Origin of the sequence: Enterococcus sp. DIV1307a, assembly GCF_050537425.1 — a bacterium.
GTDB classification, from domain to species: Bacteria; Bacillota; Bacilli; order Lactobacillales; family Enterococcaceae; genus Enterococcus; species Enterococcus faecalis.
In genome coordinates this window covers 1,390,743-1,404,131 of sequence record NZ_CP172914.1, presented here as the reverse complement: position 1 = coordinate 1,404,131, position 13,389 = coordinate 1,390,743, and the positions used below count along the sequence as shown (strand labels likewise).

Annotated in this window: 14 protein-coding genes and 2 riboswitches; of the genes, 13 read left to right on the top strand and 1 reads right to left on the bottom strand. The window is 37.6% G+C overall.

Going from position 1 to position 13,389, the window contains the following annotated elements; translation table 11 throughout:
• The first annotated feature begins 19 nt into the window (after positions 1-19).
• From trmFO to IGL90_RS06800, 6 genes are all read left to right on the top strand, one after another.
• Positions 20-1,327 carry an FADH(2)-oxidizing methylenetetrahydrofolate--tRNA-(uracil(54)-C(5))-methyltransferase TrmFO gene (gene trmFO / locus IGL90_RS06825; protein ID WP_002357486.1) on the top strand — a complete coding sequence of 436 codons (1,308 nt, stop codon included), beginning with the start codon at positions 20-22 and terminating at the stop codon, positions 1,325-1,327.
• A gap of 211 nt (positions 1,328-1,538) precedes the next feature.
• Entirely contained in the window at positions 1,539-2,438 is a 900-nt protein-coding gene (gene xerC, locus IGL90_RS06820) for a tyrosine recombinase XerC (RefSeq protein ID WP_002357488.1), read from the top strand.
• A 28-nt stretch (positions 2,439-2,466) separates the two neighbouring features.
• Positions 2,467-3,015 (top strand): HslVU peptidase proteolytic subunit, encoded by a 549-nt coding sequence (gene hslV / locus IGL90_RS06815; RefSeq protein ID WP_002357489.1) that lies wholly within the window; start codon positions 2,467-2,469, stop codon positions 3,013-3,015.
• 14 nt (positions 3,016-3,029) lie between these two features.
• Positions 3,030-4,433, top strand: coding sequence for an ATP-dependent protease ATPase subunit HslU (gene hslU, locus IGL90_RS06810; RefSeq protein ID WP_002396306.1), 1,404 nt, complete (start codon positions 3,030-3,032; stop codon positions 4,431-4,433).
• 20 nt (positions 4,434-4,453) lie between these two features.
• The gene (gene codY / locus IGL90_RS06805; protein ID WP_002357492.1) at positions 4,454-5,236 is read left to right on the top strand and encodes a GTP-sensing pleiotropic transcriptional regulator CodY; all 783 of its coding nucleotides are present in this window, start codon (positions 4,454-4,456) and stop codon (positions 5,234-5,236) included.
• Between the two features lie 33 nt (positions 5,237-5,269).
• Positions 5,270-6,145, top strand: coding sequence for an aldose 1-epimerase family protein (locus IGL90_RS06800; RefSeq protein ID WP_002363997.1), 876 nt, complete (start codon positions 5,270-5,272; stop codon positions 6,143-6,145).
• Positions 6,146-6,186: 41 nt separating this feature from the next.
• Here the strand turns inward: IGL90_RS06800 and plsY are convergent, their stop codons facing one another.
• Complete coding sequence (gene plsY / locus IGL90_RS06795; protein ID WP_002360243.1) at positions 6,187-6,816, bottom strand: glycerol-3-phosphate 1-O-acyltransferase PlsY; 630 nt, start codon at positions 6,814-6,816, stop codon at positions 6,187-6,189.
• Positions 6,817-7,021: 205 nt separating this feature from the next.
• Positions 7,022-7,181: riboswitch (cobalamin riboswitch) on the top strand.
• A 118-nt stretch (positions 7,182-7,299) separates the two neighbouring features.
• On the opposite strand from plsY, the gene IGL90_RS06790 reads away from it, so the two are divergent.
• The 7 genes from IGL90_RS06790 to eutS all read left to right on the top strand — a co-directional run bounded on the left by IGL90_RS06790 (position 7,300) and on the right by eutS (position 13,378).
• Entirely contained in the window at positions 7,300-8,328 is a 1,029-nt protein-coding gene (locus IGL90_RS06790; RefSeq protein WP_002384486.1) for an ABC transporter substrate-binding protein, read from the top strand.
• Positions 8,321-9,328 (top strand): FecCD family ABC transporter permease, encoded by a 1,008-nt coding sequence (locus IGL90_RS06785; RefSeq protein ID WP_002361862.1) that lies wholly within the window; start codon positions 8,321-8,323, stop codon positions 9,326-9,328. The genes IGL90_RS06790 and IGL90_RS06785 overlap by 8 nt, the downstream gene beginning before the upstream one ends.
• Positions 9,325-10,092, top strand: a complete 768-nt coding sequence (locus IGL90_RS06780; protein WP_048736830.1) for an ABC transporter ATP-binding protein — start codon at positions 9,325-9,327, stop codon at positions 10,090-10,092. The genes IGL90_RS06785 and IGL90_RS06780 overlap by 4 nt, the downstream gene beginning before the upstream one ends.
• Before the next feature lie 141 nt (positions 10,093-10,233).
• A complete protein-coding gene (locus IGL90_RS06775; RefSeq protein WP_002363995.1) occupies positions 10,234-10,677 on the top strand; it encodes a EutP/PduV family microcompartment system protein in 444 nt (147 codons plus the stop codon).
• Positions 10,674-11,255 carry a cob(I)yrinic acid a,c-diamide adenosyltransferase gene (locus tag IGL90_RS06770; RefSeq protein ID WP_002365686.1) on the top strand — a complete coding sequence of 194 codons (582 nt, stop codon included), beginning with the start codon at positions 10,674-10,676 and terminating at the stop codon, positions 11,253-11,255. The genes IGL90_RS06775 and IGL90_RS06770 overlap by 4 nt, the downstream gene beginning before the upstream one ends.
• A gap of 44 nt (positions 11,256-11,299) precedes the next feature.
• A riboswitch (adenosylcobalamin (AdoCbl) riboswitch) is annotated at positions 11,300-11,448 on the top strand.
• A 292-nt stretch (positions 11,449-11,740) separates the two neighbouring features.
• On the top strand, positions 11,741-12,871 hold the full coding sequence (locus IGL90_RS06765; RefSeq protein WP_048736826.1) for a 1-propanol dehydrogenase PduQ: 1,131 nt from the start codon (positions 11,741-11,743) through the stop codon (positions 12,869-12,871).
• 159 nt (positions 12,872-13,030) lie between these two features.
• The gene (gene eutS / locus IGL90_RS06760; protein ID WP_002345864.1) at positions 13,031-13,378 is read left to right on the top strand and encodes an ethanolamine utilization microcompartment protein EutS; all 348 of its coding nucleotides are present in this window, start codon (positions 13,031-13,033) and stop codon (positions 13,376-13,378) included.
• The last annotated feature ends 11 nt before the right edge of the window (positions 13,379-13,389 follow it).

The following is a 13,389-nucleotide window of genomic DNA, read 5'->3' as shown; positions in this document are numbered from 1 at the left end:
TAGAAAGGAATTTTTATACATGACAAAAAAAGTCACAATTATTGGTGCCGGTTTAGCTGGAAGTGAAGCGGCATGGCAAGTGGCCAATGCTGGCGTACCAGTTGATTTATATGAAATGCGCCCTGTCAAAAAGACACCAGCGCATCAAACAGAAAATTTTGCAGAGTTAGTTTGTTCTAATTCATTACGTGGAAATAGTTTAACCAATGCGGTAGGTGTTTTGAAAGAAGAAATGCGCCGTTTAAATTCAATCATTATTGGTAGTGCAGATCAAACCGCTGTACCAGCTGGCGGCGCCTTAGCAGTTGACCGTGATTCTTTTTCTGAAACAATCACTGAAAAAATTAAAAGTCATCCATTAATTACAATCAAAAATGAAGAGATCACCGATATTCCGGAAGGGATTGTAATTATTGCAACGGGTCCCTTAACCTCTGAAAGCTTATCTCAAAAAATTCAAGAATTTAATGGTTCTGAAGGCTTTTATTTTTACGATGCAGCAGCACCAATTATTGATAAATCAACAATTGACATGGATAAAGTTTATTTAAAATCTCGTTATAACAAGGGCGAAGCGGCTTACTTAAACTGTCCGATGACTGAAGAAGAATTCAATGCTTTTCATGAAGCACTAGTCAATGCAGAAGTGGTTCCTTTACGCACGTTTGAAAAAGAGAAGTTTTTCGAAGGCTGTATGCCCATCGAAGTAATGGCGCAACGTGGCATTAAAACCATGTTGTTTGGTCCGATGAAACCTGTCGGACTAGAAGACCCTAAAACAGGTAAACGCCCTTATGCTGTAATTCAATTACGTCAAGACAATGCTGCAGCTTCTTTATACAATATTGTTGGTTTCCAAACGCATTTAAAATGGGGTGAACAAAAACGAGTATTCCGTATGATTCCGGGATTAGAAAATGCTGAATTTGTTCGCTATGGCGTCATGCACCGTAATAGTTTTATGAATTCTCCAGAGTTGCTAAAACCAACCTACCAATCAAAAAAACGTGACGATCTGTTTTTTGCTGGACAAATGACTGGTGTTGAAGGATATGTTGAAAGCGCGGCAAGTGGTTTACTCGCAGGTATTAACGCAGCTCGTCTTGCCAAAGGGGAAGAGCCGATTGAATTCCCTCGCGAAACGACTTTAGGAAGTATGGCTTATTATATTACACATGCAGAAGGCAAACATTTCCAACCAATGAATGCAAACTTTGGGCTTTTCCCAGAGTTACCTGAACGAATTCGTGACAAAAAAGAACGCTATGAAGCAATTGCTAATCGGGCCTTAGATGTCCAAGCTCAAGTTATCCAATCTTTAGACTAAATTAGAAAAAATATGAGAAAAGACCGAGCATCATTGCTAAGAAATGCGATGATACTCAGTCTTTTAATTTTTAGAAAAAAATAACAAAAGCTAAAGAATAGTTAAAATTGTGAACATATTTAGAAATATTGATTAAATTCTGACAACTTAATTGTCTTTTGAAAAAGGTTATGCTAAAGTTACTTTGTAATCGAATGAGGAGGGCTATCACATGGAAGAAAAGAATTGGCCTGAGTTATTTGCTCGTTATCTTATTGTCGAAAGAGGCTATTCAGAAAAAACAAAAAAAGCATATCAAGAAGATATACAACATTTTTTTTCGTTTTTAAAGACTTCAGGTAATGACAATTATTTGACTGTGGAACATTTGGATGTTCGGGCTTATTTGAGCGAATTGTACGATCAGGAATATAGCCGTAATTCGATTAGTCGAAAAATTGCCAGTTTGCGTTCTTTTTATCAATTCTTATTAAAAAATGAAGCAATCCAAGAAAATCCTTTTTCCTATGTTCATATGAAAAAGAAACAGTTACGGTTGCCCCGTTTTTTTTATGAAAAAGAAATGGATGCATTATTTGAGAGCGCACAAGGGGAGCAACCGCTTGATTTGAGAAATCAAGCATTACTAGAAGTTCTGTATGGGACTGGTATTCGGGTCAGTGAATGTGCGAACTTAACGGTGGACGCAGTTGACTTTCAAGCTTCTGTTTTATTGGTTCACGGAAAAGGAAATAAAGACCGTTATGTGCCTTTTGGTTCATTTGCACAAGACGCCTTAAAGGATTACTTAGAGAATGGCCGCGCGCTATTAATGACAAAATATCAAAAAAAACATCCGTATGTCTTTGTTAATCATCATGGTGAACAAATCACGCCAACAGGGATTGAATATGTCTTAAACCAACTAATTAAAAAAAGTTCATTAAATGCGGAAATTCATCCCCACATGTTACGCCATACATTTGCGACACATTTATTAAATAATGGCGCCGATATGCGGACAGTTCAAGAATTATTAGGACATGCTAATTTATCAACAACTCAGATATATGCGCATGTGACAAAAGAAAGTTTACAAAAAAATTATCGAACGTTTCATCCTCGTGCATAATGGAGGGAAACGTCTAGGAGGAACAACAATGGTTGAATCACAATTTCACTCTACAACAATTTGTGCAGTCGAAAAAGATGGAAAATTTGCAATGGCTGGTGACGGCCAAGTAACAATGGGCGAATCTGTCGTTATGAAAGGTACAGCCAAAAAAGTGCGCCGTATTTACAATGATGAAGTCGTTGTCGGTTTTGCAGGAAGTGTGGCAGATGCCTTTACATTAGAAGAAAAGTTTGAAGGGAAATTAAATGAATACAACGGAAACTTAACGAGAGCTGCGGTTGAGTTAGCCCAAGAGTGGCGTACACAACAGTCTATGCAAAAATTAGAAGCTATGCTGATTGTGATGAATAAGGAAGAAATGCTCTTAGTTTCAGGAACTGGGGAAGTCATTACACCAGACGATGGTATTTTAGCAATTGGTTCTGGCGGTAATTTTGCTTTGTCCGCTGCAAGAGCCATGAAAAACTTTGGTGATAAAGAAATGCCAGCGAAAGAGATTGCTAAAAATGCCTTAAATATTGCTGCAGATATCTGTGTATTTACGAATCATAATATCATTGTAGAAGAATTATAAGCGAGGGAAAATCCATGAATGAATTAAACAAAACACCAAAAGAAATAGTCAAAGAACTAGATCAATATATTGTTGGACAGCAAGCTGCCAAAAAATCAGTGGCGGTAGCTTTACGTAACCGCTATCGTCGCTTGCAATTAGAAGAAAATATGCAACAAGATATTACGCCTAAAAACTTACTAATGATTGGACCAACAGGTGTTGGTAAAACTGAGATTGCTCGTCGTCTCGCAAAAATTGTCAATGCGCCTTTTGTAAAAGTTGAAGCAACCAAATTTACAGAAGTAGGGTATGTCGGTCGGGATGTCGAATCAATGGTTCGGGATTTAGTAGAAAATGCGATCCAAATTGTTGAAAAACAACAATACAGTCGCGTGTACGCGCAAGCGTTGAAAAAGGCCAATCAACGTTTAGTCAAAGTATTAGTGCCTGGAATTAAAAAAGAACAAAAACAGGCTGGCGGTAATCAATTTGAACAAATGATGAATATGTTTAACATGGCTCAGCAACAGCAAGAAGCACAAGAAGAAGTAACGGAAGATATTCGAACGAATCGCCGAACAATTTTGGAACAGCTGGAAAAAGGTCTATTAGATAATCGTGAAGTAACAATTGAAATTGAAGAACCGAAGAAAACGATGCCAGCTATGAACAATGGCCTAGAACAAATGGGCATCGACTTAAATGAAACGTTAGGCGCTCTGTCACCAAAGAAAAAAATCGAACGTACTGTAACGGTGAAAGAAGCACAAGAATTATTAGTGAAAGAAGAATCAGCAAAAATTGTCAATGACGCTGATATTCATAGTGAAGCGATTCGTTTAGCTGAATCAAGCGGAATTATTTTTATCGATGAGATTGATAAAATCACCTCTAAAAGTCAACAAAGTTCGGGCGAAGTCTCTCGTGAAGGAGTACAAAGAGACATTTTGCCGATTGTTGAAGGCTCTCAAGTTAACACGAAGTATGGTCCTTTACAAACGGATCACATTTTATTTATCGCTTCAGGTGCTTTTCACTTGTCAAAACCAAGTGACTTGATTCCAGAATTACAAGGCCGCTTCCCAATTCGAGTTGAATTAGATGATTTAACGGCGGATGACTTCGTAAGTATCTTAACTGAGCCAAATAATGCTTTAATTAAACAATATGTAGCATTAATTGGCACAGAAAATGTTTCAGTCATCTTTACCAAAGAAGCAATTGAACGGTTAGCACACATCGCTTATGATGTAAACCGTGATACAGATAATATTGGGGCGCGTCGTTTACACACAATTTTAGAACGTTTATTAGAAGATTTATTATATGAAGCACCAGATATGCAAATGGGTGAAATTACGATTACCGAAGCATATGTCAATGAAAAATTGAATGACATTGTTCAAAATGAAGATTTAAGTCGTTACATCTTATAAAAAAGGCTGGAGGAGAAAAGATGGCTACATTATTAGAAAAAACACGTCAAGTGAACGAGCTTTTGCAAAAAAATAATCTGTTTGACGTACAAGCAGAACTTCCGTACAACAAAATGGCAATGATTTTAGGGGATATTTTAGAAAGTAATGCGTATATTATTAGCAGTTCAGGAGATTTGTTGGGGTATACTGAAAAATTAGATGTTAATAATGCCCGTATCAAAAATATGTTTAAAGAGAAAAAATTTCCTCAAGGATACACCGAGGCCGTGGATATGCTCAAAGTAACCGAAGCCAATATTCCAATAGATAGTGATTTAACTGCATTTCCTTTTGAATCACGAGAGCTGTATCCGTTTGGTTTAACCACTATTGTGCCTTTGTACGGTGCCGGCAAACGCTTGGGTACGATTATTTTAGCGCGTGTTGAAAAATCCTTTAACGAGGATGATTTAGTGTTAGCTGAATATAGTGCGACCGTTGTCGGCATGCAAATTTTGTATCATCAATCCAGAACAATTGAAGCAGAAGTTCGCAGTGCGACTGCCGTGCAAATGGCCATCAACACTCTTTCCTATAGTGAATTAAAAGCCGTCCATGCCATTTTTGAAGCCTTAGATGGCGAAGAAGGTCGTTTAACTGCTTCAAGTATTGCAGACGAAATAGGCATTACTCGTTCCGTAATTGTGAATGCCTTAAGAAAATTAGAATCAGCTGGAATTATTGAATCACGTTCTCTTGGTATGAAAGGGACTTATTTAAAAGTGTTAAATCAACAATTTATTAAAGAGTTGGAAAAATAAGCAATTGCTCGTATCAACTAGGAGGACAACGCAATGACTGTACAAATTGAAAATGAATTTCTAATCGCAACATTTGCTGAAGAAGGAGCAGAATTAGTAAGTTTACAATCAAAAGAAACCGGCATTGAATATATTTGGCAAGGAAATCCTGAATTTTGGGCCCGCCATGCGCCCGTACTTTTTCCGATTGTCGGTCGTCTAAAAGAAGATACGTATATGTACCAAAATCAAGCGTATCATTTAACTCAACATGGTTTTGCTCGTGATCAAGTATTTGATGTGATTGAAAAGGGTGGAGAAGAAGTTTCTTTTTCACTAAAATCAACAAAAGAAACCAAGAAGAAGTATCCTTTTGATTTTGAACTAGTGATTACTTATACATTAGAACACCAAGAATTGACTGTAAACTACCAAGTAGAAAATACAGGGAAAGAAGAGATGTATTTTGGGATTGGTGGTCATCCAGCCTTTAATGTACCTTTAGAATCTTCACTAACGTTTGAAGATTATTATCTAAGTTTTTCACCTAAAAAATCACGGACACAAATTCCCTTAGCAGGCCCGTTTATTGATTTAGCGAATAAAACGCTAGCCCAAACGAATACCAGCTTTGACTTAACGCATCAATTATTTGAAAATGATGCAATGATTTTTGAAACAAAAGGTCAAACAGCAATTACGATTGCCACAGACGAAAGTGACCATCAAGTCACTTTGAGTTATCCAGAAATGCCTTTTGTGGGGATTTGGTCACCGACACCGAAAGAAGCGCCTTTTGTCTGTATCGAACCTTGGTGCGGGATTGCTGATGCTGTCGACGCAACTGGCCAACTTGCTGAAAAATTTGGCATCAATAAGTTACCAGCTAACGAACTATTTAAAACACAGTATATGATTAGTGTAAAATAAAGAAAAAGGCTGTGAACATTATTTGTTCACAGCCTTTTTCTTTATTTTTTTGCACGTAAGCCAAAAGAGAGGCGACTTTCTGTTCCATTTTTAATTCGCTGAATGTTTTCACGATGACGGACAAAGATAAAAGTAGTCAAAGCAATCGCAATCACGGTTAATAACCAGTTAAATGTTGGTAAAATAGCTGGGACAGTGAAAGGCAAAATAATAGTAGAAAGTGTAATTAGTACAGCGCTAATCATACTTGTTAAACTCACCATACTGGTTAGATACAGACAAATCACAAAAATAAGAGCAGAATAAATAAAAAATGTGGGGCTGTATGCTAATAACATGCCAGCGCTAGTGGCTACGGCTTTACCACCTTTGAAATTGGCAAAAATAGGGAAGGTATGCCCTAAAACAGCTGCTACCCCAAAGAAGAGCGGATTCACGCCTTGTAAACCAAACAAATAGGGTAATGAAGTGGCTAACGTTCCTTTCAAGATATCCATTAATAATACCGTAATTCCGGCAGGTTTCCCTAAGACACGAAATGTATTGGTTGTTCCTGTATTCCCACTCCCAAATTGGCGTATATCTTTTTTAAAGAAAAGTTTGCCAATCCAAACACCTGAGGGAATCGAACCTAATAAATAGGCAACAAGTAACAAAATGACGATTTTCATCAAGTTAACCTCTTTCTTATTCAAACTAGGATTTATTTTATCATGAATAGAAAAACGGAACAACGTCTAATAACTAAAACAAGAAAAGTTTTTCTTTTGCTTGAGGAAGCGTTGACAAATGGTTGATAACCGTTATAATAAATGTGTGTCATTAGACAAAGACGTCTAATCACTGGTTTGAAAATTAGTTATCAACGAAGATACAATATATATGTACTTATGAAGTGTCAGGGAAAGAGGTGCGAATCCTCTACAGACCTACCTACTGTATGGTGGATGAAACCAATAAGACCACAGATTATTCTGGAAGGATTGGGAGTAAGAAGAAGCTAAGTCAGGATACCGGCTTGATAAGTCTAATCATTCTTTTGTAGGAAAAAGAAGGGGCTTTGAAGATAACTGGCTGAGTATATCATTAGCATAGTTAAGTGACTGCTTTTTTTCTATTGGAGAAAAAAGTGGTTTTTTTGTATTGTTTTGACGTTGAGACAAAGGAGGTTCATTTCAGAAAATTTTCCCCAAAATAAAATAGACGAATGCGAGGATGAAAAAATGAAAAAATTTACTTTAACAATGATGACTTTAGGTTTAGTAGCAACACTTGGCTTAGCAGGATGTGGTAAACAGGAAAAGAAAGCAACTACCTCTTCTGAAAAAACAGAAGTAACGTTACCAACCAAAGACCGTAGCGGCAAAGAAATTACTTTACCCAAAGAAGCAACCAAAATTATTTCCCTAGTGCCATCAACAACAGAAGTGATTGAAGACTTAGGTAAAACCGACCAATTAATCGCAGTTGATACTCAAAGTAGTACAATGATGACTGATTTAAAAAAATTACCACAAATGGATATGATGGCTGTCGATGCAGAAAAATTGATTGCCTTGAAACCGCAAATTGTTTATGTGAATGACATCAATTTAGCTAGTTCAGAAAGTGTTTGGAAACAAGTGGAAGATGCTGGAATTACAGTCGTTAATATCCCCACTAGTACAAGTATCAAAGCAATCAAAGAAGACGTCCAATTCATCGCGGATAGCTTATCCGAACATGAAAAAGGACAAAAGTTAATCAAAACAATGGATCAAGAAATCGACGAAGTAGCCAAAATTGGGAAAACTATTAAAAAACCAAAAACTGTTTTGTTTGAAGTGGCTGCCTTACCAGACATTTATAGTTTTGGTAATGGGACATTTTTAAATGAAATGATTGAAACAATTGGGGCAAAAAATGTTTTGGCAAATGAAAAAGGCTGGTTACCAGTGACAGAAGAAGCGGCCATTGCTGCAAAACCAGAAGTCATTTTAACCAATGTTAACTATATGAAAGATCCCGCCAAAGAAATTTTAGCTCGTAAAAACTGGGAAAACGTTCCTGCAGTTCAAAACAAAGAAGTTTTCGAAATTGATAACATGTCTAGCTCTTTACCAAATAACCACATTACCAAAGCATTAAAACAAATGGCAAAAGCTGTTTATCCAGAGGAATACAAGGATTTAAAAGATGAGTAAAAAAACGTGTCTCATACTGATGCTCTTGATCAGTATGAGCATGCTCTTTTTGGGTATTAAAATTGGAAGTGTTCAGATTTCGTTAACGGATTTGCTTCAAATTTTAGTGAAAAAGACGGTTTCAGAAGACGGGATTTTAGAGGGAATCATCTGGAATGTTCGGTTACCGCGTGTCGTGATGGCCTATCTCGTGGGCGCAGGCTTAGCAGTAAGTGGCACGGTGATGCAATCACTCTTGGGTAATCCTTTAGCTTCTTCGTATACTTTGGGCGTATCAGCGGGAGCATCCTTAGGCGCTGCGTTAATCATGGTAACTGGAGTAACTGCTTCGATCTTAGGGGCATTTTTATTGCCTTTAACTGGTTTTATCTTTGGCTTAGCAACGGTCTTTTTAGTTTTGTTATTTACGCAAACAATGGATAGTCAAATGTCCAATCAAACAGTTGTTTTAGTAGGAATGATTATGACCTTGTTTGTCGGTGCTATTTTGACGTTGATTACAGCACTTTTCCAAGATTATTTGAAACAATTAGTCTTTTGGCAAATGGGTAGTTTTTCTGGCAGTAATTGGCAAAAAATTGCTATTTATTGTCCAATCTTGCTTGTCAGCAGTCTGTTTCTTTGGTTTGATGCCAACGCATTGGATGTTCTTGGCTTAGGAGAAGAACATGCGATGTTAGCGGGAGTAGAAGTCAAAACAGCAAAACTACGCATTATTCTTTTGGCTAGTTTATTAGCAGGAAGTGCGGTTTCATTTGTCGGTGTGATTGGTTTTGTTGATTTAATAGCACCACATATTGTCCGTCGCTATTTAGGGGCGACTCATCGCTGGCTGATTCCCGGTTCAGCAATCTTAGGTGGGACCATCATGGTAATAGGGGACACAATTGCCCGCACGATTTTATCACCAAGAGAAATTCCCATTGGGGCCGTAACAGCCTTGATTGGAGCGCCATTCTTCTTGTATATTTACTTTAAAAAAAGGGGCGTTGCTGCATGATTGAATTAAAAGAAACAGCTGTAACGCTCCAACAAACCCCCATTTTAAAAGATATTTCCCTCGTTTTTCCGACAGGTAGTAAAACTTGTATTTTAGGTCCAAATGGTTGCGGTAAAACGACACTTTTAAAAACGATTGCCGGACTTGTCCCTTATAGTGGTTCTGTTTTAATTGATGGTCAAGAAGTTCATGGACAAAAGCGGAAGGAATTGGCAACGAAAGTAGCGATGATGAGTCAATTCACGACAGTTGCTTTTGATTATACGGTTTACGAAACAGTTTTGATGGGGGCGTATCGACAACAAGCACAACGTTTTTTACCCATTGTTTCTAAACAAGAAAAAGAACGAGTCCTTTATTATTTAGAACGCACGGGTTTATTGCCTTTAAAAGATAAAGTTGTCAATCAGCTTTCAGGAGGACAACAACAACGAGTATTTTTGGCTAAATTATTTGTACAAGATCCAGAAATTATTTTATTGGATGAACCCAATAATCATTTGGATATTCGGTATCAACAAGAATTGATTCAGCAGTTAAATGAGTGGAGTGCGCAAGAAGGGAAAACGTTAATCGGGGTGTTTCATGATATCCGTTTAGCGTTAACGCTAAGTGAAAAAATTGTGTTTATGAAGCAAGGGAAAGTGGCCGCGCAAGGTGATTTTCAAACGTTGGCTTCCAAAGAATTTTTACAAACAATTTTTGAAACAGATATTGTCTCCTATTTTCAGAAACAACATAAAGTTTGGAAAACTATTCAATAATTTTGACAAGTTTTTTGGAAACAGGTAAGATAAAGGCAAAGAATCAGAAACACAATGGCGTGTTTTAACAAATCGGCAAAGGAGCCCAAGACTAAGTACGTGATGGTACTTGCTTTGGGCTCCTTTTTTATGGAGGTAGCGATGAAACGAATCATTTTAATGGGAGCTATCGGTTGTGGCAAAACCACGTTATGTCAAGCTCTGCAAGGCAAAGAATTAATTTATGATAAAACACAGGCGGTGGAATTTCATACAGAAATGATTGATACACCAGGCGAGTTTATTTTGCATCGGCAATATTATAATGCGTTAAACGTCACAGCGGCAGAAGCAGATGTGATCGGTTTGGTTCAAAGTGCTGTAGAAACACAACAAGTTTTTTCACCAGGATTTGGTAGTATTTTCCCGAAAGAAATCATTGGTATTTTAACCAAGATTGATTTAGCACAAGATTCTCAGCAGTTAGAGATTGTTCGGCAACAATTAAAAAGTGCGGGTGCAACAAGAATTTTTGAAATTTCTTCTGTTGAAAAAATTGGCTTGCAAGAATTAGTAGATTATTTAGAGGAGGATGAAGCAGAATGAAAATTTATACAAAAACTGGCGATAAGGGAATGACGAAATTAGTCGGCAGCTCAACCGTCGCTAAAGATTCTGATCGAGTTGAAAGTTATGGAACGATTGATGAATTGAATTCTTGGGTCGGCTATATTATCAGCCAACTTCCACAAGAAAATCAAGAAATTAAAGAAGAACTAGAAGCTTTACAACATTTACTTTTTGATGCGGGAACAGATTTGTCAACACCGATTGAAGCACAACGACCATTTAAATTACAAAAGGCAAGTGTGCATTGGCTAGAACAGCGGATTGATTTCTACACTGCACAATCACCAGATATTGATCGTTTTATTTTACCTGGCGGAACCCCAGCAGCCAGTATGGTTCATGTGGCTCGGACGATTGCACGGCGCGCAGAACGCATCATTGTTCGTTTAAATTGGACAGCCAAAATTAACGAAGAGGTATTAATTTTTACCAATCGTTTATCAGATTATTTTTATGCGTTGGCTCGCTATTTAAATGTTCAAGCACAACGACCTGATGTTTTTTATGAACGAAGCGAAAAAGTTTTCCACAAAATTAAAGAAGATGGATTGTAAACAGTTGCTTTTCTAAAAAACTTATGGTAAATTTCAGATAGATTAAACGAATATTTTATGAAAATATGAATGGAAGCCAGTGAGAATCTGGCACGGTCCCGCCACTGTGAAGAAGCAAGGTTGCTTTTAAGTCAGGTCTTTTCATTTTTTCATTATTGGGCATGCTGTTTCGAGGCAAAACAGGATGTTTCTTAACAACGCTTGTGTTGAAAATCCAGCCCAAGATATTTGTATTAATCCAATTAATGGCACGAGGAAGTGCTTTTGGGAATTTTGGGCTGGTCTTTCAATGTTGAAGGAGATTTCAGGTACAATGACGTACTGCTATATTCCCTTTTTTTATTGACAATTAATTAAAGGCGTTGTACTCTATGGATAAGGTTTCGTGTACAATGGCGTATACATAAGGAAGCAAAGACGCTTCAGACAGATGATTTTTCGTTTGTTTGAAGTGTCTTTTTGTATTTTATTAAGGAGGAATTGAGATGAAAACAATTCATTTCCCTACCGAACTATGGGTAGGAGAAGGCGCATTAGCCAATTTGGAAACACTTCATGATAGACGTGTTTTCATTGTCACAGATCCATTCATGGTTGACTCTGGATTTGTGAATGAAGTGACAAAGCATTTAACAAAAAGTGAATGGCAAATTTTTAGTGACATCATCCCCGATCCACCAATTGATAAGATTGCTGCGGGAATTAAGCAGTTAGCGACATTTCAAGGAGATACGATATTAGCTTTAGGTGGGGGATCCGCTATTGATGCGGCCAAAGCAATGAAATTTTTTGGCAAACGTACTTTGCAAACTCAGATTGCTGAGTTTATTGCGGTTCCTACAACTAGTGGGACTGGTTCAGAAGTTACGAATTTTTCAGTGATTACGGTTGCTGAAACTGGTACCAAAATCCCGCTTGTAACGGATGAAATTCAACCAGAAATTGCTATTTTAGATACAAATTTAGTGATGAGTGTGCCACCAAAAATCACAGCGGATACAGGAATGGACGTCTTAACGCATGTTATTGAAGCGTATGTTTCAACAGAAGCAAATCCGATTTCAGATGCGTTGTGCGAAAAAGTCGTTCGCTTAGTATTCGACAATTTAGAAATAGCCTTTAATCAGGGTAGCAACCAACAAGCCCGTGAAAATATGCATTTAGCTTCATGTATGGCAGGGATGGCGTTTAATGTTACTTCGTTAGGCTTGAATCACGGTATTGCTCATGCGGCCGGTGCGCGTTTACATGTGCCACATGGACGAATGAATGCAATGCTCTTACCTGAAGTCATTGCATATAACAGTGGCTTAGCGAATGGCAAAGTCACCAACGAACCAACAGCTAAACGTTATGCGCAGTTAGCAAATTGTCTAAATGATACACAGACAACCAATGCACGAATTGGTGTTCAACAATTTATTCGACAAATCAAGCAACTCCGTCAAAAATTAGACATGCCTGCCACTTTTAGTGATTATGGTTTACCAAAAGAAGAAGTCCAAGCTGCGATCCCAAAAATAGCTGAAGGCGCATTGATGGATGGCTGCACCAAAACAAATCCTGTCCAACCAACAGCAGCAGAAGTGACAAAAATTTTAAATTCTATCTTATAAGCGATTGACAGGATGAAATCGATAACATATAATGTGGGTAGCACAACGGCGTGCTTCAAAATTTAAGAGCAAAGAAGCTCCTTAGTAGAAAGCGAAAGTGGAACCTTTACGTTTTTTATTGAGGATTTTTTATTTGCTAAATTAAAGGAGCGAGTCTGGTTGGAAGAAAAACAACGAATGATTCAAGAATATGTTCCTGGGAAACAAGTAACGTTAGCGCACATCATTGCTAGTCCTAATAAAGAAATTTATACAAAATTAGGGTTGCCAGAAGGCACCAGCAATGCACTAGGTATTTTGACAATCACTCCGAGCGAAGCGGCAATTATCGCTGTTGATATTGCGACTAAAAGCGGAGATATCCAAATCGGTTTTATTGATCGTTTTTCTGGATCGGTGGTCATTTCTGGTGACGTAAGCTCAGTGGAAGCAGCCTTACAAGCGGTGATTGAAGGTTTACAACAGATTTTAAACTTTTCTGTAACTTGTAAAATTACCAGAACATAGCGTTGAAAGGA

What these genes read in the sequence shown, in the direction of transcription:
- hslU (WP_002396306.1), top strand. Translation starts at nt 3,030, where the DNA reads ATGAATGAATTAAACAAAACACCAAAAGAAATAGTCAAAGAACTAGAT.
- IGL90_RS06770 (WP_002365686.1), top strand. Translation starts at nt 10,674, where the DNA reads ATGAAAATTTATACAAAAACTGGCGATAAGGGAATGACGAAATTAGTC.
- IGL90_RS06765 (WP_048736826.1), top strand. Translation starts at nt 11,741, where the DNA reads ATGAAAACAATTCATTTCCCTACCGAACTATGGGTAGGAGAAGGCGCA.
- codY (WP_002357492.1), top strand. Translation starts at nt 4,454, where the DNA reads ATGGCTACATTATTAGAAAAAACACGTCAAGTGAACGAGCTTTTGCAA.
- hslV (WP_002357489.1), top strand. Translation starts at nt 2,467, where the DNA reads ATGGTTGAATCACAATTTCACTCTACAACAATTTGTGCAGTCGAAAAA.
- plsY (WP_002360243.1), bottom strand. Translation starts at nt 6,816, where the DNA reads ATGAAAATCGTCATTTTGTTACTTGTTGCCTATTTATTAGGTTCGATT.
- trmFO (WP_002357486.1), top strand. Translation starts at nt 20, where the DNA reads ATGACAAAAAAAGTCACAATTATTGGTGCCGGTTTAGCTGGAAGTGAA.
- IGL90_RS06775 (WP_002363995.1), top strand. Translation starts at nt 10,234, where the DNA reads ATGAAACGAATCATTTTAATGGGAGCTATCGGTTGTGGCAAAACCACG.
- IGL90_RS06785 (WP_002361862.1), top strand. Translation starts at nt 8,321, where the DNA reads ATGAGTAAAAAAACGTGTCTCATACTGATGCTCTTGATCAGTATGAGC.
- xerC (WP_002357488.1), top strand. Translation starts at nt 1,539, where the DNA reads ATGGAAGAAAAGAATTGGCCTGAGTTATTTGCTCGTTATCTTATTGTC.
- IGL90_RS06780 (WP_048736830.1), top strand. Translation starts at nt 9,325, where the DNA reads ATGATTGAATTAAAAGAAACAGCTGTAACGCTCCAACAAACCCCCATT.
- IGL90_RS06800 (WP_002363997.1), top strand. Translation starts at nt 5,270, where the DNA reads ATGACTGTACAAATTGAAAATGAATTTCTAATCGCAACATTTGCTGAA.